The sequence below is a fragment of the Microlunatus sp. YIM B11417 genome, assembly GCF_059617205.1.
On sequence record NZ_JCAMPJ010000003.1, the window covers coordinates 556,261 to 575,870 of the forward strand.

The window sequence follows — 19,610 nt, forward strand, 5'->3', positions numbered from 1 at the left end:
CGGGTCGGCCGCGTTGCGGTCCGGAGGTTCCGACCAGGACCGGTCCAGGGCCGCCGTCCCACTCCGCGAAGGTCGTTCGATCCATGATCGTGACGCCGCCGAAACACGCCGGAGTTAGCGTCGGAACGTGTCGGCGTTGGGAGAGGCGATCGAGCGGTCCTTCCACGCCGCCGAGCATGATCAGCCGGTGCTGTCGCCGCATCGCCCGCTCGGCAGGCGGCAGCTGACCGGCTGGTCGGTCCTGGCCCAGGCGGTGTCCACGACCGCGCCGGCCGCGTCGATGGTGATCTTCGCGGCGTTGATCGCGCGGGCCGGCGATCCGGTCTCCGCCCTGCTGATCGCGGTCGCGGTGATCATCGGGCTCTGCCTGATCGCGGCCTGCCTGGCCCAGGTGTCGGCCCGGATGGCCGCCTCCGGCGGTCTGTACTCCTACACGGCGCGGGGTCTGGGCCGCCGAGCGGCCGGCGCGGTCGCGGCCGGCTTGTTGATCAAGTACCTGGGCAGTGCCGCGAGCTGCCTGGTCCAGCTGACGTTCGCGCTGTCGGCCCTGGCCACGGTGATCGGCGGCCGTCCCTGGGGTACGGCACCGCTGCTGCTGGTCGCGCTGACCGCGGTGGCCGGGGTCGGCTGGCTGGTCTGGCGCGGGGTCCGGGTCGCGACGTACGGCCTGATGATCATCGAAGCGGCCGCACTGGTCTTCATGATCATGCTGCTGGTGGCGCCGCCGGTGGTCCGGCTGCCCGACGTACTGCCGCCGCTGGAGACGGAACAGACGCACCGCGTGATCATGTTCACCGCGTTCGCGCTGGCCGGCTTCGAGAGCGCGGCCTTCCTCGGCCCGGAGACCCGGCGGGGGACCACGGTGGTGGCCCGCACGCTGCGCTGGACGCCGGCCCTGTGCGGGCTGGTGGTGCTGGCCGCCGGGGTGGCCACGCTGGCCGGCCGCGGCGACGTCCTGGTCAGCGCCTACCTGTTCGGCACCGGGCAGGGCGTGCCGGCCGCGATCGTCATCGCGCTGCACCTCGGCCTCGCCTCGTCCTGGCTCGGCTCCGCGCTCGGTTCCGTCAACGCGGTCTCCCGGCTGGTCTACACGCTCGGCCTGGAACGGGTCTGGCCGTCGGTGCTGGGCCGGGTCCAGGCCCGGTTCAAGACGCCCGGCTGGGCGATCCTGTTCGGCTGCGCGGCGATCGCCGCCGGGGTGGTCGTGCTGCAGCTGGCCGGGCGTGGTTCGCCGCCGTACGACTGGCTGTCGGTCTCGCTCCGGTTCGGCCTGCTCGCGGCCTACCTGCTGGCCGTCGTCGCGGCGGTCCGGCTGCTCGGCCGGCTCGGCGAGCTGACCCGGCGGGTGATCGTGCTGGCCGCGCTGGCCGTCCTCGAGCTGGTCGTGATCCTGGCCGTGCTCGTGTCCGGCAGCGCGCAGCGCGGCGACGGCGTGGTGGTGATCGTCGTCGGCGCGGTGCTCGTGCTCGGTGCCGGCTGGGCCGGCCTGGTCGCCCGACTGCGGCCGGGTCGGCGGCTGCGGGTCGGCACCTTCGACCGCCACGAGTCGATCGACGCGTTGCCCGGCGGCGCGGCGGTGCACCGGACCGCATCGGGGGAACTGGCACTGGCGGGCCGCGGCCTGCCCGGACCGGATCCCGGTCGGCGCCCGTCGTAGGCCGGCGACGGTGAGGGACGCCAGAGCCCCGGCGATCGGGGGCCATGAACCGCGAGCCGTGCAGAAGGCGCTGCATCTGCTCGAGGCGGTGGCCCGGCTCGGCCCGGGAACCACGGCCCGCGAGATCGCGGACTGGTGCCGGCTGCCCCGGTCGACCGCGTACCGGCTGCTGAACCTGCTGGTCGGCGACGGCTACCTGGTCCGGGTGGACGACCTGGCCGGCTTCGCCCTCGGCCGCCGCGCCCGCGAGTTGGCCGAGCCCGGCCCGGACCGCACAAGTCCCGGACCTGCCACCGTCAAGGAGGTGGCCGAGGACCTGCGCCGCCGGATCCGGCACGGCGTGCACCTGGTCAGTCTGGCCGGGGCCGAGCCCGCCTGGGCGGATCCGGACCCGGACCACGAGGTGACCGCCGACGACCCGATGCTGCGGGCCTGGCACGCGTCCGCGGTCGGGAAGATCCTGCTGGCGGACCGGCCGGAGCTGCTGACCGGCCAGCGGCTGGCCCGCTTCACCCCGTACACGATCACCGACTGGTCCCGGCTGCTGGCCGTCCTGGGCGAGGTCCGCAGCTCCGGCCTGGCCGTCGACCGAGAGGAGTCGGTGGTCGGCCGGGTCGGCCTGGCCGCCGCGGTCCGGTCCGGGACCGGCCGGGTCACCGGCTGCCTGCTCGTCGCCGGCCGCACCGGCCGGCTCAGCCCGGACGCCCCGGACCTGGTCCAGCCGGTGCTGGCCGGTGCCCGCCGACTGTCCGGCTGGCCCGGCTGAAGCGCATCCGGACCCTCCGGGCGCGTGCGCGTATCGGGGCTCGTGGCGACGCGATAAGGTCGTGCTGGCCCGACGGGGCCGTACCCCGCTGACTGCACTTTCCGATTGAGGAGCTTCATGACCCTGGGGGATATCGCCGGTCTCATCGCGGCCATCGCCTTCGCCATCCTGGTGATCCTCTTCGCCGTGCCGCTGCTGAAGCTGGGCCGGGTGCTCGAGGAGTTGCGGCTCGCGGTCCGCGACATCGGCCACGAATCGGTGCCGATCCTGACCGAACTGCAGGGCACCGTGCGGGCGACCAATAATGAATTGGAGAAGCTGAGCTTCGTCACGGAGGATGTGGCCAAGGTGAGCAAGCACGCTACCGTGGTCAGCGAGAACGCCGCTCAGATGGCGACCCTGTTCTCGGCGACGCTCGGCGGGCCTCTGGTCAAGACGGCGGCGTTCACGTACGGGGTGCGCAAGGCGTTCCGTGGTGAGTCGCCGACGCCGGCCCGAGCCAAGGGCGGTAGCGGCGGCGTGTTCTCGCGACGGAGGAAGTGATGATCAAGCGAGTGTTCTGGTTCCTGGTCGGGGCCGGCGTCGCTGCGTTCGTCGCGATCAAGATCAGGGACTACCTGCAGCAGGCGACGCCGGAGGCGATCGGGAACCGGGTGGCGGATTCGGCCGCCGGGATCACCGAACGCGCCCAGGACTTCGCCGACCGGGTCCGAGCTGCCATGGTCGAGCGCGAAGCGGAGATCAACGACGCGCTCGGCCGCAACCCGGAATGACCTGCTCGCACCCTCACCCTTAGGACACAGCACAATGAAAACCGCCGAAATCCGGCGTCGCTTCCTCGACTACTTCGGCAATCGCCGGCACGAGGTCGTTCCGTCGGCGCCCCTGCTCTACAACGACCCGACGCTGCTCTTCGTCAACGCCGGCATGGTGCCGTTCAAGCCGTACTTCACGGGCCAGGAGCCGGCGCCGTACCAGCGCGCCACCAGCGTCCAGAAGTGCGTCCGGACCCTCGACATCGAGGAGGTCGGCAAGACCACCCGGCACGGCACGTTCTTCCAGATGAACGGCAACTTCTCGTTCGGCGACTACTTCAAGGCCGAGGCGATCAGCTTCGCCTGGGACCTGATCACCGCGCCCCAGTCCGAGTACGGGCTCGGCTTCGACCCGGACAAGGTCTGGGTCACCGTGCTGCACTCCGACGACGAGGCGGCGCGGCTCTGGCAGAACATCGCCGAGCTGCCGCCGGACCGGATCCAGCGCCGCGGGCTGAAGGACAACTACTGGAACATGGGCATCCCCGGACCGGGCGGCCCGTGCAGCGAGATCTACATCGACCGCGGCCCCGAGTACGGCCCCGAGGGCGGCCCGATCGTCGACGAGGACCGCTTCCTGGAGATCTGGAACCTGGTCTTCATGCAGGAGGAGCTGTCCGCGGTCCGGGCCAAGGACGACTTCGACGTGGCGCGCGAGCTGCCGCGGAAGAACATCGACACCGGCATGGGCCTGGAGCGGGTGGCTTACCTGCTGCAGGGCGTCGACAATCTCTATGAGATCGACGAGGTCTTCCCGGTGATCGACGTCGCGGCGGACCTGGCCGGCAAGAAGTACGGCAGTGATCACGCCGACGACGTCCGGCTCCGGGTGGTCGCCGACCACGTCCGGTCCGGCCTGATGTTGATCTCGGACGGCGTGACGCCGGGGAACGAGGCTCGGGGCTACGTGTTGCGGCGACTGCTCCGCCGGGTGATCCGTTCGATGCGGCTGCTCGGCGTCGACCGGCCCAGCTTCGGCGACCTGTTCCCGGTCAGCCGGGACGCGATGAAGGGGTCCTACCCGGAGGTCGCGGACGACTTCGACCGGATCTCCGACATCGCCTACGCGGAGGAGGAGGCGTTCGGCCGCACCCTCACCTCGGGCACCCAGATCTTCGACACGGCGGTCTCGTCGGCGAAGAGCAGCCAGTCCGGCGTGCTGTCCGGCGACCGGGCGTTCCAGCTGCACGACACGTACGGCTTCCCGATCGAGCTGACCCTCGAGATGGCCGGCGAACAAGGGCTTTCGGTCGACGAGGCCGGCTTCCGGCGGTTGATGGACGAGCAGCGCGAGCGGGCCAAGGCCGATGCGAAGTCGAAGAAGGGGAGCGGGGTCTCGACCGAGATCTACGCCCAGCTCCGGTCGCGCGGCGAGACGCCGTTCACCGGCCTGGAGACCCTGACCGGCGAGAGCGAGGTGCGCGGCATCGTCGTCGGTGGCGAGTTGCGTGACCATGCCTCGGTCGGCGACGAGGTCGAGGTGATCCTGTCCGAGACCCCGTTCTACCCGGAATCCGGCGGCCAGTCCGGTGATCACGGCCGGATCACCGGCGACGATCTCGAGCTCGAGGTGCTCGACGTGCAGCGCCCGGTCAAGGGCCTGGTCGTGCACAAGGTCAAGATCAACTCCGGCGAACTGCGGCCAGGTGCCGTGGTCCGGTCGCAGGTCGACGCCGACTACCGCCTCGGCGCCTGCCAGGCACACTCGGCGACCCATGTGATCCACGAGGCGCTGCACCAGATCCTCGGCCCGACGGCGCTGCAGGCGGGTTCGTACAACCGGCCCGGTTACATGCGGCTCGACTTCTCCTGGAACCACGCGGTCGACGAGGAGCAGCGGCACCGGATCGAGCAGCTGTCCAACGAGGCGATTCGGGCCGACCTCGGCGTCTCGGCCTCGCTGATGCCGCTGGCGGAGGCCAAGGCGTCCGGCGCGATGGCCCTGTTCGGCGAGGTGTACGGCGACGTCGTCCGGGTGGTCGACATGGGCGACGGCTGGTCCCGCGAGCTGTGTGCGGGCACCCACGTCCTGCAGTCCTCCCAGATCGGCCTGCTGGCGCTGAACGCGGAGTCCTCGGTCGGCTCCGGCCTGCGCCGGGTGGAGGCGTTCGTCGGGCTGGAGGCGTTCCAGCACCTGGCGCGGGAGCGTGCCCTGGTGCTCGGCCTGGCCGACACCTTGAAGGTGCAGCCGGACCAGTTGGGCGACCGGGTCCGCAAGATGGTGGCGCAGTTGAAGGAGGCCGAGCGCGAGATCGCGGCGCTGAAGTCGGCGAACCTGATGACCACGGTCGACCCGATCATCGCCAAGTCGCACGACATGTGGGGCGTCGGGTACATCGCGCACCACGCCGACGGCGTGTCCGGCGGCGACCTGCGGCAGCTGGCCCAGGAGGTACGGAACCGGGTGTCCAACACCGCGGCCGTGATCTGCCTGGTCGGCGGCACCGCGGACAAGCCGACCGTGATCGTCGCGACCACCGCCGGCGCCCGGGACCGCGGGCTCAAGGCGGGCGAGCTGGTCACCATCGCCAGCCAGGCCCTCGGCGGGCGCGGCGGCGGCAAGGACGACCTGGCCCAGGGCGGCGGCAGCGACGGCACGAAGGTCGCCGACGCGCTCCGCGATGTCGAGTACGCGATCGGCGCCAAGGTCACGAGCTGACCGAAGTCGAGCCCTGAGCCTGTCGAAGGGTCCGGGTGACTGGGCCTTGCCCTTCGACAAGCTCAGGGAACGTTGTGGTTGCGGAAGGGGTCGATGGTGCGGACCGGGGTACGGGTGGCGCTCGACTGGGGCGCCGCCCGGATCGGGGTGGCGGCCTGTGACGCGGCCGGGACGCTCGCGTACCCGATCGGCACGGTGCCGGCCACCGCGGACCGGGCCGCGACCCTGCGTGCCGTGGTCGAGACGATCGCGGAGCGGGAGCCGGTCGAGGTCGTGGTCGGGCTGCCCCGGTCACTGTCCGGCGGCGAGGGGCCGGCCGCGCTGGCGATCCGGGAACGGGCCGGTGACCTGGCCATCGCGATCGCCCCGATCCCGGTGCGGCTCGTGGACGAACGACTCAGTACGGTGAGCGCCTCCCGCCGGCTCGGCGAATCGGGTCGGTCCACCAGGAAGCAGCGCTCGGTGATCGACGCCGCGGCGGCCGCTACGATCCTGGAGGACGCGCTGGCGGCCGAACGAAGCACCGGCCGGGCGCCGGGGGAAGTAGTATCGCCCGGTACCGACGACTAGCAACCTCCGAAGGAACGCCTCGACGTGTCATCGATGCTCGACCCCGAACACAAGCCGAGTGCTGGGCGGGAGGTCGCCCACCGGATCAAGGGTTATCTCGCCGTTCTGCTGGCGGCTGCGGTGCTCATCTTCGGCGTCTCGTTCGTCTGGAACAAGACGACCGAGTTCATCACGACGTTCGGCGAGGTGCCGGACTACCCGGGTCCGGGCGGTGACGAGGTGACCGTGGTCGTCCCGGAGGGCTCCTCGCTGGACCAGATCGGCGGCACGCTGCGGGAGGCCGACGTGATCAAGTCGACCCAGGCGTGGGAGAAGGTCGTCGACCGCGAGCCTCGGGCCAGCACGATCCAGGCCGGCCGGTACCGGATGCGGCTGCAGATGAAGGCGGTCGACGCCCTCACCCTGCTGGTCAACCCGGGCGATTCGCGGGTGCGGGCCCAGTTCCAGGTCAAGGAGGGCCTGCGGCTGTCCGAGCAGGTCGATGCGCTGGTCAAGAGCACCAAGATCAGCAAGAAGGATTTCGAGGCGGCGCTGAAGAAGCCGAAGGAGCTCGGCCTGCCCAGCTACGCGAAGAACAATCCGGAGGGCGTGCTGTTCCCGGAGACGTACGAACTCGTCGAGAGCGCCACCGCGAAGTCGGTGCTGAAGCAGATGACGGCGCAGTACGCCAAGGTGGCCCGGGACCTCAACCTCAACGAGCGGGCCAAGAAGCTCGGCAAGAGCCCGTACGAGGTGCTGATCGTCGCCAGCATCCTGGACAAGGAGGTCCGCCGCGCGGAGGACCGGCCGAAGGCGGCCCGGGTGATCTACAACCGGCTGGCCAAGAAGTGGAACCTCGGCCTGGACTCGACCGTGCTCTACGCGGTCAACTCCAAGAGCGCGGTGACCACCCCCGAGCAGCGGAACTCGAAGTCGCCGTACAACACGTACAAGGTGAAGGGACTGCCGCCCGGGCCGATCTCCGCGCCGGGCAAGGCGGCGATCGAGGCCGCGCTGGCCCCGGCCGACGGCGACTGGATGTACTTCGTCACGGTCAACCTGGACACCGGCGAGACCAAGTTCGTCAACACCAAGGCGGAGTTCGACCAGATCGTCCGCGAGTTCCAGGACTGGTGCCAGGCGAACACGGGGAAGTGTCGGTGACCCACCCGCTACCGGAGCGAGGCGGCGCGGTGACCCGCTGCGCCGTCCTCGGCTCACCGATCGCGCACTCGCTGTCGCCGGTGATGCACCAGGCGGCCTACGCCGAACTGGGCCTGGCCGACTGGGACTACCAGGCCTATCAGGTCGATGATCAGGAACTGGCCGGATTCGTCGCCGGCTGCGACGCGACCTGGCGCGGGCTCAGCCTGACCATGCCGCTCAAGTTCGCCGCGATGTCGCTCGGCGAGGTCGACGAGGTCGCCGCGCTGGCCGGAGCCGCGAACACGCTGATCTTCGAGTCCCTCGGCCGCCGGGTCTACAACACCGACGTCGGCGGCCTGATCTGGGCGCTGCAGTCGGCCGGCGACCGGCCGGGCCTGGACAAGATCGAGACCGCGACCGTGCTCGGCGCCGGCGCCACCTCCCGCTCGGCGCTGGTCTCCCTCGGCGAGCTCGGTGCCCGGCGGATCACCATCGTCGCCCGTACGCCGGCGAAGGCGGAACGCCTGCGCAGCCTCGCCGAAGCCCTGAAGATCGAACTCTCCGTCCAGGCCTGGGGGACCGACCTCCCCAAGGCCGACGTCCTGCTCTCGACCGTCACCGCCGGCGGCGCCGATGCCGTCGCCGACGAGGCCGCCGCCAGCGCCGACGTGATCTTCGACGCGATCTACGAAGGCTGGCCGACCGCCCTCGCCTCCGCCGCCGACCGGGCCGGCAAACGCGTCGTCAACGGCCTCGACCTGCTGGCCGGCCAGGGCGCCGTCCAGGTCCACCTGATGACCGGCCACCAGATCGACCCCCGCCTCCTCCTCGACGCCGCCCACCGAGCCCTCGCCCCGGCCCCCGAAGCGTCCTGAACGGAGAGTCCAGGAGTGACGGGCGCGCCGGACGAAGCGAGGGTGCGCCGGCTCCTGGGCGAGCAGCACCGCGATCTGGCTGATCTTGAACTCACCCACGCGGCGGGCGGCGGCGACCATTGACTGTGGCGGCTCGGTGCAGATCTGGCGGTTCGTCTGCCGGTGACGGCTGACGCGGCAGACCAGGGCGCGACCGAACTCATGTGGTTGCCCGGCATCGCCAGCAGGATGCCCGTGCCGATCCCCGTTCCGGTACGGGCGGGGCGGCCGTCGGCCACCTTTCCTCGATGTTCGATGATCACGACGTGGGTGCCGGGAAACCCGGCCGATGTCGCGCCGCTCGCTACGGCGGTCGCGGCGGATCGACTCGCGGACGCGCTCAAGGCGCTGCACGGTGTGGCGCCTCCGTCGCCCCCGGCGACGCAACGGCCCACCCTGGAACGTCTGTCCCAGCCGTTCGAGCAGAAGCTCGACTCTGTCGGCGAAGCCGAGGCTGTGACATTGCGCCGTGTCTGGCGCACGGCGCTTGCCGCCGATGTGTGGAGTGGGCCACCGGTCTGGATCCATGGTGATCTTCATCCGGCGAACGTGTTGACCGACGACGGTGATCTTGCCGGCATGATCGACTTCGGCCTGCTCTCGGCCGGTGATCCGGCGATCGATCTCGGGGCAGCCTGGGCGCTGCTGCCGGTCGCCGACGTGCCGCGGTTCCTCGAGCTGTACCAACCGTCGGACGAGTCGACGATCCTCAGGGCAGGTGGATGGGCGGCGTACATCGGCCTGAGCTTGATCTGGATGGGGCAGCCGCAGCATCGCGGCGAGCCCTGGTACCGATCAACCTTTCGTGGCGTGGGGGAGCGGACGGTGCGCGCACTGGTCGATCACTCGGCGGCGTGGTCATAAATCCGTTGACCGCCCAGGCGCCGCCTGTCAGCCTGGCGGTGATCTTGTCCGAGCGTGAGGGGAGACTGCCATGCGAGTTGCTGCTGTCACCTTCGCGTCAGCCTGTCGCTGACCTTCCTGCCTGATCCGGCGGCCCGTCGAGGCCGTCTGCGGCGCGTCGTCGCGCCTGAGTCGCAGTCACGCTTGTTCGCCCAGAAGGGCATCGTCATGAGAATCATCGCGGTCCACCTCGCCCTCCGGTACGGCGTGGGACCGATGGGCTGTCGCCCTTCCGCATAGCCGATCCCGTTTCCGCACGCCTTCCGGTGCCGGAGGAGTTCCCCCACCCCTCTGACATGTCAGCGAGCGTCACCGTGCGCGACCACGTACGGCGCTGCGCCCTGCCCGCTGACCGCGGGCGGGGCTGAGATGCGCCCCGCGAAAGCGAAGCTCAAGAAGTTCCGGCTGAACCCGAAGTACACCCATCACCGATCCGAAGGGCTCACCCGGCGGCAGAACGCCGGCACCAAGACCTTGATCATCGACCCGAAGAAGGCCGCGGAAAGATTCTTCGTCGGTGATGTCGAAAAGCGTGCCGGTCGCACGAAGGACGGGTGCGGGCCGGACCAGCCGGCCCCACGGCAGAGGAGAAATCCCGTGCGACGCATCATCGCCTCGACCTACACCACGCTCGACGGCTTCATCGACAACCCGCACGAGTGGTCGCTGCAGTACCACGACGCGGCGGCCCAGCAGTACGCCCTCGACCTGACCCTCGGCGCCGACGCGCTGCTGCTCGGTCGGGTCACCTACGAGGGGATGGCCCAGGCGTGGCCGGCGATGGGCGGCAACCCGTACGCCGATCACGTCAACAGCATGCAGAAGTACGTCGTCGCCTCCCGTCCCGTCGACACCGGCGCCTGGAGCCCGACGACGCTCATCCCCGGCGCCGAGTTGATCACCGCGGTCGAGCGACTCAAGCTCACCGAGGGCGCCGACATCCTGGTCTGGGGCCACGGCCGGCTCACCGACGCGCTGGCGACGGCCGGGCTGCTCGACGAGTACCGGATCTGGACCTACCCGGTGCTCAAGGGCACCGGCGAACGGCTGTTTCGCACCGAGAGCCGGACCGGCCTGGAGCATGTCGCCGGCACCACCTTCGCCAGCGGCGTGATCGTCTCGACCTACCGCGTCGCGCCGGCCGGGCAGGAGGGACCGCGATGATCACCGAGGTCACCGACTACCTGGCGAAGGCCCGTCCCTGGCAGCAGGAGCAGGCCGGCCGGCTCCGCGAGACCGTGCACCGCGCGCTGCCGCGGGTCGAGGAGGTCTTCCAGTACGGCAAGCCGCACTTCCGGCTGGACGGGAGGATGGTCGCGGTGCTCCACGTCGCCGCGGCTAAGGTCTCGTTCATGGTGTTCGACGCGGGCGACGTCGAACCCGTACCGGGGCTGCTCCGGTCGCTCGGAGCGGGCGACCGGAAGGTCGTCGACCTCCGCGAGGGCGACACCGTGGACCCCGCCCTCATCGCCGACCTGTTGCGCCGCACCGCCGGCCGAGACTGAGCAGAGGAGCACGAACGTGCGCGTCATGGTGATGACGAAGGGCGACGCCGCCGACGAGGGCCGCGGCGAGCCGACGACCGAGATGTTCGAGCAGATGCGCGTCTTCAACGAGCAACTGGTCAAGGCCGGGATCATGCTCGGCGGCGAGGGACTGAAGCCGAGCAGCGCCGGAGCCAAGGTCGCGTTCACGCGGTCCGGGACCGAGGTGATCGACGGCCCGTTCACCGAGTCCAAGGAGGTGATCGCGGGCTACTGGATCTGGGAGGTCAGCTCGCTGGCCGAGGCGGTCGAATGGGCCAGGCGGTGCCCGTACGATCCGGCGTACGGGGACGCGCAGGTGCTGGAGATCAGGCCGCTGTTCGACCTGGACGACTTCGCCCAGACCGTCGACGCCGAGACCCTCGACCGCAGCGAGCGGCTGCAGCACCCGGGCGCGGACTGAAGCCCGGCCGATCATGGAACTGCGTGCCTCGGTCGAGGCGCTCTGGCGGATCGAGTCGCCGCAACTGATCGCCACCCTGGCGCGGCGGATCGGGAACCTCGATCTCGCCGAGGATCTGGCCGCGGAGGCGTTCGTCGCGGCCCTGGAGCAGTGGCCCGCCGAGGGCGTACCGCCGCGCCCGGGCGCCTGGCTGATGACGACGGCGTGGCACAAGGCGATCGATCGGGCCCGGCGTGAGGAGACGGCTCGCCGGAAGGCTCCGCTGCTCGTCGCCGGGCAGGTCGGGCAGGCTCCGGACCTCGCGGCGGAGGCGCTCGACCCGATCCCGGACGACCTGCTCACCATGCTGTTCACCACCTGCCATCCGCTGCTGTCGCCGGAGTCCCGGGTCGCCCTCACCCTGCGGCTGTTCGGCGGGCTCACCACCGACGAGATCGCCCGCGCGTTCCTGGCCCCCTCGGCCACCATCGGGCAGCGGATCTCGCGGGCCAAGCGAACGCTCGCCGAGGCCAGGGTGCCGATCGAGGCACCCGCGGCCGCGGAACTGCCGGAGCGGCTGCTGGTGGTGCTGGACGTGCTCTACCTGATCTTCAACGAGGGCTACTCGGCGTCCTCCGGCGAGACGGTCGTCCGGGCCGACCTCGCCGTCGAGGCGATGCGGATGGGACGGGTCCTGGCCGGGCTGGTGCCGAACGAGCCCGAGGTGTTCGGGCTGGTGGCGCTGATGGAGCTGCAGGCCTCCCGGTTCCGGACCCGGGTGGACGACCGGGGGATCCCGGTCCAGCTCGAGGATCAAGACCGGCGACGGTGGGACCGGACCTTGATCGACCACGGCCTCGCGATGCTGGACCGGGCCTTCGCCCTGGCCCGGCCGCTCGGGCCGTATTCCCTGCAGGCGGCGATCTCGGCCTGCCACGCCCGCGCGGACCGCTTCGCCGACACCGACTGGGCCGCGATCCTGGCCCTCTACGACGCGCTCGGCCAGGTCACCACATCGCCGGTGGTGCAGTTGAACCGTGCGGTCGCCGTACTCCATGTCGACGGGCCCGCGGCGGCGCTGGCGGCGACCGAGCCACTGGTGGAGGACCGCCGGCTCGCCGGCTATCACCTGCTCGGCGCCGTCCGCGGCGATCTGTTCAACCGGCTGGGCCGGCCCGCCGAAGCCGCCGAGGAACTGGAACGCGCAGCCGGGCTGGCGCCGACGAAGCAGGAACGTCAGCTGCTGCTCAGCCGGATGACCGCCGCGCTGGCCGCCGCGGCGGAATGATCATGACCCCAGGGCGTCGGGGTGCGGGCGGCCGAGCAGCCAGTCGAGGAACCGGCGACGCGGGTGCCGCGCCTTGATCACGCCCGAGGTGACGCCGCCGGTGATTCGGAGGGTGTGACCGTACGGGCTGCCGTCGCCGTGCACCTTGTTGACGATGCTGCCGCTGGAACTGCTCACGTCCTCCATCACGACGGTCCAGCCGCGGTGTGGCACCACGAGGATCACCGAACCGGACCGTGCGCTGGCGTGGACGTGGATCTCCCGGTCCTGGACCCTGGCCTGGGTGAAGTCGAGCTTGATCGTTCCGGAGGTGCACTCGGCGACGATCTCGGCCGGCGCCGTCCAGACTCCGGCGCGCTTGATGGTGCCGCTCTTGGTCCGCAGGGTCAGCGGCCGGACCTCGCTGCGGACCGGCTCGAGGTCGAAGGTGACCGCGACCAGGTCGGCCCTGGTCTTCGCCTGGTACGCCGCCGTCAGCCGTTCGTCCAGTTCGCTCAGCTCGAGCCGGCCGTCCGACACCGCGTCACGCAACTGTTCGGCGGCGCGCTCGCGCTCGGCGTCGCTGACCCGCGCAGCCGGCTGCGGCAATGGGGGATCCGGAGTCTCTGACATCGCCGCCATGCTACCGAAGACCGCGCGCGGCCGAGGTTGTTGATCAAGGACCGTAGTTGATCTTGGCCTCAGAGCGAGACGACGATGTCGCCGCGGGCGACCTCACCGGGCGTGTGCCCGATCAGCCGCCGCACCACGCGGGTCAGCTGCGGCTGATCGTAGAACCCGGTCCGGGTGACGACATCGCGGATCGGGAGGCCGGCCCGGAGCAGGTCGGCTGCCTGCCGGGTGCGGTCGATCAGGTGCAGCGCCCGCCGGGACAGCCCGACGGCGCGCAGGAAGCGGCCCTGGGCCACCCGGGTCGAGACCGGCACCGTGCAGCCGTACCGGAAGTCCTCGACCAGCGGATCGAAGATCAACAGTCCGGCACGGTGCAGCCGGTCGACGAACACGTCGAGGTTGTCCGGCGTCGGTGCCTCCCAGGCCTGCCCGCCGAGCAGGATCCGGCCGTCCGGCAAGGTCGGCAGCACGATGTCGTTCAGGTCGAGCAGGCCGGCCGGCGGGGCCACGGTGAGGTAGGCGCCGGTCCGGAAGTCGGCCCCGAAGAACTCGGTGCCGGGCGGGCAGACCAGGGGAGTGGCGCGGGTGACCGGACCACGCAGATACACGGTGGTGACGCCGCCGGAGCGGATGCAGCAGATGCCGGAGTAGTAGGAGGCGAGCCCGGTGACCGGCGTGACGCTCTCGCAGTCGACCGCCCAGATCCGGTCCAGCAACTCGCCCGGCTTCGGCACCGCGTGCAGCCGCAACCCCGCCATTCAGACCCCCTCGCTCGGACACGTGTGTCGGCCCGCCGATCATGCCACGGGCCGACGGCCGCCACGGAGCGGAGCGAGGAACGCCCGGCCTACTTCGGGGTGTAGGTGAGCACGACGGCGCCGTTGCCGACGTCGGTGACCTCGACCAGGTCCAGTCGGCGCGTGATGCCCGGGAGCAGCGGGTCGCCCGAGCCGGCGACGAAGGGGAAGATCCACAGGTGCAACTCGTCCAGCTGGCCGCCGTCGAGGAGCGCCTGGCTGAACGTACCGGTGCCGTACTTGATCAAGGTGCCGGAGCCGCCCTGCTTCAACTCGGCGACCGCGGCGACGGCGTCGCCGGGCAACCGTTCGGCGTTCCAGGTCAGTTCGGTGTCGGCATGGGTGGCGACGTGCTTGGGCAGGGCGTTGAACTTATCGGCGAACTCGCCGGTCATGCCCGGCCAGGTCGCCGAGAACACCTCGTACGTGGCCCGGCCGAGCACCATGGCGTCGGCGGAGTCGAGCAGCTTCTGGTTGTGGGCGATGTGCCGGTCGTCGCGGAATTCGGTGTGCGCGGCCCAGAAGCTCTCCCCGCCGATCCTGCCGTCCAGCGAGAGATACGTGGATTCGATCAGTTTCCTCATGATCATGGACGGTAGGCAACGCGGCACCGCCGGTCTTGTACCGAACCGCAGCTCACAGGTCGAGGAACATCCCGCCCCGGGCGACCTCGGCCGGTGTGTGCCCGATCAGCCGGCGGAGCGCCCGGGTCAGCTGCGGCTGGTCGTAGAAGCCGGTGCCGGCGACGACCTCGCCGATCGGTACGCCGGACCGGAGTAGGCGGGCCGCGGCCCGGGTCCGTTCGATGACCCGGAACGACCGCCGGGACAACCCCACGGCGCGGAGGAACCGGCTCTGCGCGGTCCGGTCCGCCACCGTCACCCGGCTGCCGTACCGGAACTCCTCGACCAGTGGGTCGAAGGTGAGCAGACCGGCCCGTTCCAGCCGGTCGACGAACACGTCGATGGTGTCCGGCGTCGGCACCTCCCAGGCCTGGCCGCCGAGCACCACCCGGCCGTCCGGCAGGGCCGGCAGCACCGTGTCGCTCATGTTGATCAGGCGGGCCGGCTGAACGACGGTGAGAAAGGCGCCGGTCCGGAAGTCGGCGCCGAAGAACTCCGAACCGGCCGAGCAGGTCAGCGGAGTGGCCCGGGTCGCCGGGCCGCGCAGGTGCACGGTGGTGACGCCGCCGACTCGGACACACCCGATGCCCGAGGTGTACGAGGCGAGCGAGCTGAACGGGGTCGGCCGGTCGCAGGCGGCGGACCAGATCCGGGCCAGCCGACGATCGGGCTCGTCGACGGTGTCGATGCGCAGCCCGATCATCCCCGGCTCCTTCGCTCAGCCTTCGCGGCCGAAGACCTGGCGGATCTCCGACTCGCCGGACCAGCCCGGCCAGGTCCGCCGGTGCAGGTCCATGAAGCGCCGGGTCCATTCGATCACCTCGGCGCGGTCGGCGACATCGTAGACCGCGTAGGCCCCGACCGGGGCCGGCTCGTCGAACGGGCCGTCGCTGGTGGACAGCTCGCCGTCGGCGACGATGATCTTGGTCGCGGTCGTGATCGGCAGCAGCCCGGCGGTGTCGACCAACACCCCGGCCGCGGCGGCCTCGGCGCCGAGCGCGGCCATCCCCTCGTGCAGGGCGGGCGGCGGGAACCCGTACGCCTCGGAGGTGCGCAGGATGGCGATGAACCGCATGATCAACTTTCCTTTCCGGTCCGGTGGCGCAGCATCAGCAAGGTGATCCAGGTCCAGCCGAGCACCACCGCGACGCTGAAGGCGATGTTGAGCGCCGGCTGTCCGCCGCTGGCGCCGATGCCGACGAACGAGGCGAAGTAGAAGACGCCGGTGATCAACGAGAAGACCGCCCAGCCGGCCCGGCCGTCCCGGCGCAGTCGCCAGGCCAGCGCCAGGGCCGCGACGATCAGGCCGAGGAAGCCGATGGCTCCGGCCAGGAAGTGGCCGAGCCCGTGCCAGCTGATCGTCTCCGGCGGCGTGGTGGGCGTGCCGGGCGGGAAGCCGGCCACCGGGTCGGCCGTCATGATCCCGGCCGCCGTCACGCCGAGCCCGTAGATCGCCAGACCGACCGCGGTGACCCGGGGTACGGAGCCGCGCAGGCCGACGACGCCGAGCACGGTGAGCAGCCCGGTGGTGATCATCATCGCCGAGTGCACCCAGCCGCCCGGGCCGTTGGCGAGCACACTGAGCGGATGGATCCGGAGGTCGAAGCCGTCCCGGACGAGGGCCTCGACGGTTCCGATCCCGACGTAGAGGGGGCCGGCGATCGCGCCGGCGAGCAACAGGGTGTGCTTCATGGTCCCGACTCTGCGGTGCGGCACTTCAGAAACGCTTCAGATCCGGTTGTGGTCAAGAGATGTCCACAACCGTCGCTAGCCTCGGCGCCATGACTCGACTCGGTGATCATCCGCTCAATCCGATCCTCCCGGCTCAGGACGGCGATCGCGCCCGTGCGTTCTATCGCGACGTGCTCGGCCTGAAGCTGCTCTCCGCACCCGATCAGGATCCGATGGCCTTCGACGCCGCGGGCACGATGATCGTGCTGTCCGAGATGCCGGACCGGGTGCCGCCGCCGTACCCGGTGGTCAGCTTCATGGTCACCGGCATCGAGACCCTGGTCGACGAACTCGCAGCGGCGGGAGCGGAGATCCTGCCGTTGGGCGCGGGCAGCTTCGCCGGAGTCAAGGGCGTGCCGCGCGGCCGGATCATGGACTTCGGCCCGGTGAAGTCGGTCTTCGTCCGGGACTCGGAGGGCAACATCCTGGCCCTCAACGAGATCGTCGGCTGATCCGTCCCACCGAGCCGACCGGTCACAACGGCAGCGACACGCCGCGAAAACGCCTGCGTTGGTGACCGGTCGGCCATCATGAGTCATGCGTTTCGGGGTGTTGGGGCCGGTGGCGGCCTGGACCGACGACGGCGCGGCGGTGCGCGTTCCGGACCGGAAGGTCCGCGCCCTGCTCGCCCACCTGCTGCTGCACGCCGGCCGGCCGGTCTCGGCGGCCACCCTGATCGACGATCTGTGGGGCGACGCGCTGCCGGTGAACCCGACCTCGACGCTGCAGACCCGGGTCTCCCAACTGCGCCGGGCGCTGGAGGACGCGGAGCCCGGGGCCCGGGAGCTGGTCCGGACCGCGCCGCCGGGCTACCTGATCTCGGTGCCGGCGGAGGCGGTCGACGCGGGCCGGTTCCGGGCGCTGGCGGCCCGGGCCCGGCAGACCGGCAGCGTACGGATGCGGGCGGCGACCCTGGCCGACGCGCTGACCCTGTGGCGCGGCCCCGCCTACGCCGACTACGCCCAGGAGGCTTTCACCCGGGCCGCGATCGACCGGCTGGACGAGGAGCGGCTGGCCGTCCAGGAGGCCTACGCCGAGGCCCGGCTGGAACTCGGCGAGCATGATCAACTCGTGGCCGAGCTCGCCGAGCTGGTGGTGGCCCACCCGCTCCGGCAACGGCTGCGGGCGGTGCAACTGCGGGCGCTGGCCAGGGCGGGCCGGCAGGCCGAGGCCCTGCAGAGCTACGCCGACCTGCGGCACCGGCTGGCCGACGACCTGGGGCTCGACCCGAGCCCCGACCTGGCCGAGCTGCACCAGCGGATCCTCACCGACGACCCGTCCCTCGTGCCGCCACCGGACCGGGCACCGACCGGCAACCTGCCGGCGCCGCTGACCGACCTGATCGGCCGCGACGCCGACCTGGCCGCGCTGACCGCCCGGCTCTCCGGCTCCAGACTGATCACGCTGACCGGTCCCGGCGGCGTGGGCAAGACCAGCCTCGCCCTGGCCGCCGCACGACGCCACGGCGGCGACGCCTGGCTGGTCGAGCTCGCCGACCTGGAGCCGGGCGCCGGCCCGGACCGGCTGGCCGAGGCGGTCGCAGTCGCGGCGGGCGAGCGGAGACCGGACGCGCTGCTGGTCCTGGACAACTGCGAGCACGTGATCGACGCCGCCGCCGACCTGGCGACCCGGCTGCTCGCCGACGAGGCCGGGTTGCGGATCCTGGCCACGAGCCGGGAGTCGCTCGGCGTGGCGGGGGAGCAGCGCTGGCCGGTGCCGCCGCTGCCGCTGCCCGGCCCGGATCTCGAGGCGGCCGACAGCGCAGCGGTCCAGCTGTTCACCGCCCGGGCCGCGGCGGCCGACCCCGGCTTCCGGCTCGGCCCGGACAACGTCGCCGCGGTGGCCGACCTGTGCCGCCGGCTGGACGGACTGCCGCTCGCGCTGGAGCTCGCGGCGAGCCGGGTCGCCGCGCTCGACGTACGCGATCTCGCCGAACGGCTCGACGACCGTCGCCGGCAGCGCGGCCGGCCGGACCGGCAGCAGACCCTGACCGCGATCGTCGAGTGGAGCTGGGAGCTGCTGAGCACGCCGGAACGGGCGGTGCTGCGTCGGCTCGCGCCGCACCCGGGCGGCTGCACCCTCGCCGCGGCCGAGGCGGTCTGCGCCGGCGACGTGGTGCCGGTCGCCGACGTCGCCGAACTGCTCGGCCGGCTGGTCGACCGCTCGCTGGTGGTCCGGATCGACGGCAGCACCGGGTCCCGTTACCGGCTGCTGGAACTGGTCCGCGCGTTCGCCACCGAGCGGCTGGTCGCGGCCGGCGAGGCGGACGACGTCCGGCGCCGCTACGACCGCTACTTCGCCGGGCTGGCCCAGCGCACCGAGCCCCGGCTGTACGGGCACAACGAGCTGTTCGCCTACCTCGGCGGCCTCTACTCCGGCGAACCCGGCCGCCGCCGTGAGCCGGCCCGTCGGCACGAGACCGTGACCTCAGCGGACGGCACCGCGATCGCCGCCGAGGTGTACGGCAGCGGCCCGGCGATCGTCCTGGTCGGCGGCGCGCTGAACGACCGGCGCACGTTCCGGCCGCTGGCCGAGCAACTGGCCGGCCGGTTCACCATGATCACCTACGACCGGCGCGGCCGCGGCGACAGCGGCGACCCCGGCACCGACGGGCCGGCGGTGGTGGCCCGCGAGATCGAGGACCTGGCCGCGGTGGTGGGGCTGACCGGTGGCTCGGCCTATGCGCTGGGGGTGTCGTCCGGCGCCGTCCTGGCCGCCGAAGCCGCCGCCCGGGGCGTGCCGCTCGACGGGCTGCTGCTGATCGAGCCGCCGTTCATCCTCGACCCGACCCGGCCGCCGATGCCGCCCGACTTCGCCGACCGGCTGCGCGACCTGGTCGCTCGGGGCCGGCCCGGCGACGCGGTCGAGGCGTTCCTGGTCACCGCCGTCGAGATGCCGGCCGAGGTGGTCGCGCCGATGCGCAACGCGCCGCTCTGGCCCGAGCTGGAGGCGGTCGCGCCGACGCTCGCGTACGACCTCGAGGTGATGGGCGACTTCGGCCTGCCGCAGCACTGGGCGCGTTCGATCACGGTGCCCACGCTGGTCATCGACGGCGAGCAGAGCCACTCCTGGCGCCGGACCACCGCCCAGGTGGTGGCCGACCTGCTGCCGCAGGGCCGGCGGCTGACCATGGCCGGCCAGCCGCACGACGTCGAGCCGGCCGTGCTCGGTCCGATCATCGAGAGCTTCGTGCGGGAGCGTTCGGTGGCCGTGAAAGACTGACG

Annotated in this window: 21 protein-coding genes; 15 read left to right on the plus strand and 6 right to left on the minus strand. The window is 71.6% G+C overall.

The annotated features are described in order from the left end of the window. The first annotated feature begins 127 nt into the window (after nt 1-127). The 13 genes from AC6CCG_RS17730 (at nt 128) to AC6CCG_RS17790 (ending at nt 12,623) form a co-directional block, all read left to right on the plus strand. Entirely contained in the window at nt 128-1,657 is a 1,530-nt protein-coding gene (locus tag AC6CCG_RS17730; RefSeq protein WP_496655918.1) for an APC family permease, read from the plus strand. A 10-nt stretch (nt 1,658-1,667) separates the two neighbouring features. Then, a complete protein-coding gene (locus AC6CCG_RS17735) occupies nt 1,668-2,423 on the plus strand; it encodes an IclR family transcriptional regulator (RefSeq protein ID WP_496655919.1) in 756 nt (251 codons plus the stop codon). Between the two features lie 117 nt (nt 2,424-2,540). Next, complete coding sequence (locus AC6CCG_RS17740) at nt 2,541-2,966, plus strand: DUF948 domain-containing protein (protein WP_496655920.1); 426 nt, start codon at nt 2,541-2,543, stop codon at nt 2,964-2,966. Then, complete coding sequence (locus AC6CCG_RS17745; protein ID WP_377497896.1) at nt 2,966-3,196, plus strand: hypothetical protein; 231 nt, start codon at nt 2,966-2,968, stop codon at nt 3,194-3,196. Before AC6CCG_RS17740 ends, AC6CCG_RS17745 begins: the two co-directional genes overlap by 1 nt. Nucleotides 3,197-3,230: 34 nt before the next feature. Further along, entirely contained in the window at nt 3,231-5,897 is a 2,667-nt protein-coding gene (gene alaS / locus AC6CCG_RS17750) for an alanine--tRNA ligase (RefSeq protein ID WP_496655921.1), read from the plus strand. 93 nt (nt 5,898-5,990) lie between these two features. Then, a complete protein-coding gene (gene ruvX / locus AC6CCG_RS17755) occupies nt 5,991-6,467 on the plus strand; it encodes a Holliday junction resolvase RuvX (RefSeq protein ID WP_496655922.1) in 477 nt (158 codons plus the stop codon). Between the two features lie 33 nt (nt 6,468-6,500). Then, entirely contained in the window at nt 6,501-7,610 is a 1,110-nt protein-coding gene (gene mltG, locus AC6CCG_RS17760) for an endolytic transglycosylase MltG (protein ID WP_496655923.1), read from the plus strand. Further along, nucleotides 7,607-8,467, plus strand: coding sequence for a shikimate dehydrogenase (locus AC6CCG_RS17765; protein ID WP_496655924.1), 861 nt, complete (start codon nt 7,607-7,609; stop codon nt 8,465-8,467). The genes mltG and AC6CCG_RS17765 overlap by 4 nt, the downstream gene beginning before the upstream one ends. 144 nt (nt 8,468-8,611) lie before the next feature. Next, nucleotides 8,612-9,370, plus strand: a complete 759-nt coding sequence (locus tag AC6CCG_RS17770) for a phosphotransferase (RefSeq protein WP_496656287.1) — start codon at nt 8,612-8,614, stop codon at nt 9,368-9,370. Between the two features lie 636 nt (nt 9,371-10,006). Then, nucleotides 10,007-10,573 (plus strand): dihydrofolate reductase family protein, encoded by a 567-nt coding sequence (locus AC6CCG_RS17775; RefSeq protein ID WP_496655925.1) that lies wholly within the window; start codon nt 10,007-10,009, stop codon nt 10,571-10,573. Further along, on the plus strand, nt 10,570-10,914 hold the full coding sequence (locus AC6CCG_RS17780) for a DUF1801 domain-containing protein (RefSeq protein ID WP_496655926.1): 345 nt from the start codon (nt 10,570-10,572) through the stop codon (nt 10,912-10,914). Before AC6CCG_RS17775 ends, AC6CCG_RS17780 begins: the two co-directional genes overlap by 4 nt. A gap of 25 nt (nt 10,915-10,939) precedes the next feature. After that, nucleotides 10,940-11,356, plus strand: coding sequence for a YciI family protein (locus AC6CCG_RS17785; protein ID WP_496655927.1), 417 nt, complete (start codon nt 10,940-10,942; stop codon nt 11,354-11,356). 13 nt (nt 11,357-11,369) lie between these two features. Beyond that, on the plus strand, nt 11,370-12,623 hold the full coding sequence (locus AC6CCG_RS17790; RefSeq protein ID WP_496655928.1) for an RNA polymerase sigma factor: 1,254 nt from the start codon (nt 11,370-11,372) through the stop codon (nt 12,621-12,623). Here AC6CCG_RS17790 and AC6CCG_RS17795 read toward each other — a convergent pair whose 3' ends face one another. The 6 genes from AC6CCG_RS17795 to AC6CCG_RS17820 all read right to left on the minus strand — a co-directional run bounded on the left by AC6CCG_RS17795 (nt 12,624) and on the right by AC6CCG_RS17820 (nt 16,347). After that, nucleotides 12,624-13,235: a DUF1707 SHOCT-like domain-containing protein gene (locus AC6CCG_RS17795; RefSeq protein WP_496655929.1), complete on the minus strand. Its 612-nt coding sequence runs from the start codon at nt 13,233-13,235 to the stop codon at nt 12,624-12,626. It abuts the gene before it with no gap. Between the two features lie 68 nt (nt 13,236-13,303). Continuing rightward, on the minus strand, nt 13,304-13,993 hold the full coding sequence (locus AC6CCG_RS17800) for a helix-turn-helix domain-containing protein (RefSeq protein WP_496655930.1): 690 nt from the start codon (nt 13,991-13,993) through the stop codon (nt 13,304-13,306). Between the two features lie 89 nt (nt 13,994-14,082). Beyond that, nucleotides 14,083-14,622: a dihydrofolate reductase family protein gene (locus tag AC6CCG_RS17805; RefSeq protein WP_496655931.1), complete on the minus strand. Its 540-nt coding sequence runs from the start codon at nt 14,620-14,622 to the stop codon at nt 14,083-14,085. A gap of 46 nt (nt 14,623-14,668) precedes the next feature. After that, the gene (locus tag AC6CCG_RS17810; RefSeq protein ID WP_496655933.1) at nt 14,669-15,358 is read right to left on the minus strand and encodes a helix-turn-helix domain-containing protein; all 690 of its coding nucleotides are present in this window, start codon (nt 15,356-15,358) and stop codon (nt 14,669-14,671) included. Between the two features lie 15 nt (nt 15,359-15,373). After that, entirely contained in the window at nt 15,374-15,730 is a 357-nt protein-coding gene (locus tag AC6CCG_RS17815; RefSeq protein ID WP_496655934.1) for a YciI family protein, read from the minus strand. Nucleotides 15,731-15,732: 2 nt separating this feature from the next. Beyond that, complete coding sequence (locus AC6CCG_RS17820) at nt 15,733-16,347, minus strand: DUF998 domain-containing protein (protein ID WP_496655935.1); 615 nt, start codon at nt 16,345-16,347, stop codon at nt 15,733-15,735. An 89-nt stretch (nt 16,348-16,436) separates the two neighbouring features. Here AC6CCG_RS17820 and AC6CCG_RS17825 point away from each other — a divergent pair, with 89 nt between their 5' ends. Both AC6CCG_RS17825 and AC6CCG_RS17830 read left to right on the plus strand, forming a co-directional pair. After that, a complete protein-coding gene (locus AC6CCG_RS17825; RefSeq protein WP_496655936.1) occupies nt 16,437-16,838 on the plus strand; it encodes a VOC family protein in 402 nt (133 codons plus the stop codon). 85 nt (nt 16,839-16,923) lie between these two features. Then, nucleotides 16,924-19,608 (plus strand): alpha/beta fold hydrolase, encoded by a 2,685-nt coding sequence (locus tag AC6CCG_RS17830; protein ID WP_496655937.1) that lies wholly within the window; start codon nt 16,924-16,926, stop codon nt 19,606-19,608. Nucleotides 19,609-19,610: the final 2 nt, after the last annotated feature.

Excerpts from the sequence above, each read along its gene's own strand:
- AC6CCG_RS17810 (WP_496655933.1), bottom strand. The coding sequence starts at position 15,358 with ATGATCGGGCTGCGCATCGACACCGTCGACGAGCCCGATCGTCGGCTG.
- AC6CCG_RS17790 (WP_496655928.1), top strand. The coding sequence starts at position 11,370 with ATGGAACTGCGTGCCTCGGTCGAGGCGCTCTGGCGGATCGAGTCGCCG.
- AC6CCG_RS17740 (WP_496655920.1), top strand. The coding sequence starts at position 2,541 with ATGACCCTGGGGGATATCGCCGGTCTCATCGCGGCCATCGCCTTCGCC.
- AC6CCG_RS17745 (WP_377497896.1), top strand. The coding sequence starts at position 2,966 with ATGATCAAGCGAGTGTTCTGGTTCCTGGTCGGGGCCGGCGTCGCTGCG.
- AC6CCG_RS17800 (WP_496655930.1), bottom strand. The coding sequence starts at position 13,993 with ATGGCGGGGTTGCGGCTGCACGCGGTGCCGAAGCCGGGCGAGTTGCTG.
- AC6CCG_RS17795 (WP_496655929.1), bottom strand. The coding sequence starts at position 13,235 with ATGTCAGAGACTCCGGATCCCCCATTGCCGCAGCCGGCTGCGCGGGTC.
- AC6CCG_RS17830 (WP_496655937.1), top strand. The coding sequence starts at position 16,924 with ATGCGTTTCGGGGTGTTGGGGCCGGTGGCGGCCTGGACCGACGACGGC.
- AC6CCG_RS17805 (WP_496655931.1), bottom strand. The coding sequence starts at position 14,622 with ATGATCATGAGGAAACTGATCGAATCCACGTATCTCTCGCTGGACGGC.
- AC6CCG_RS17815 (WP_496655934.1), bottom strand. The coding sequence starts at position 15,730 with ATGCGGTTCATCGCCATCCTGCGCACCTCCGAGGCGTACGGGTTCCCG.
- mltG (WP_496655923.1), top strand. The coding sequence starts at position 6,501 with ATGCTCGACCCCGAACACAAGCCGAGTGCTGGGCGGGAGGTCGCCCAC.
- AC6CCG_RS17780 (WP_496655926.1), top strand. The coding sequence starts at position 10,570 with ATGATCACCGAGGTCACCGACTACCTGGCGAAGGCCCGTCCCTGGCAG.
- AC6CCG_RS17820 (WP_496655935.1), bottom strand. The coding sequence starts at position 16,347 with ATGAAGCACACCCTGTTGCTCGCCGGCGCGATCGCCGGCCCCCTCTAC.
- ruvX (WP_496655922.1), top strand. The coding sequence starts at position 5,991 with ATGGTGCGGACCGGGGTACGGGTGGCGCTCGACTGGGGCGCCGCCCGG.
- AC6CCG_RS17825 (WP_496655936.1), top strand. The coding sequence starts at position 16,437 with ATGACTCGACTCGGTGATCATCCGCTCAATCCGATCCTCCCGGCTCAG.
- alaS (WP_496655921.1), top strand. The coding sequence starts at position 3,231 with ATGAAAACCGCCGAAATCCGGCGTCGCTTCCTCGACTACTTCGGCAAT.
- AC6CCG_RS17785 (WP_496655927.1), top strand. The coding sequence starts at position 10,940 with ATGGTGATGACGAAGGGCGACGCCGCCGACGAGGGCCGCGGCGAGCCG.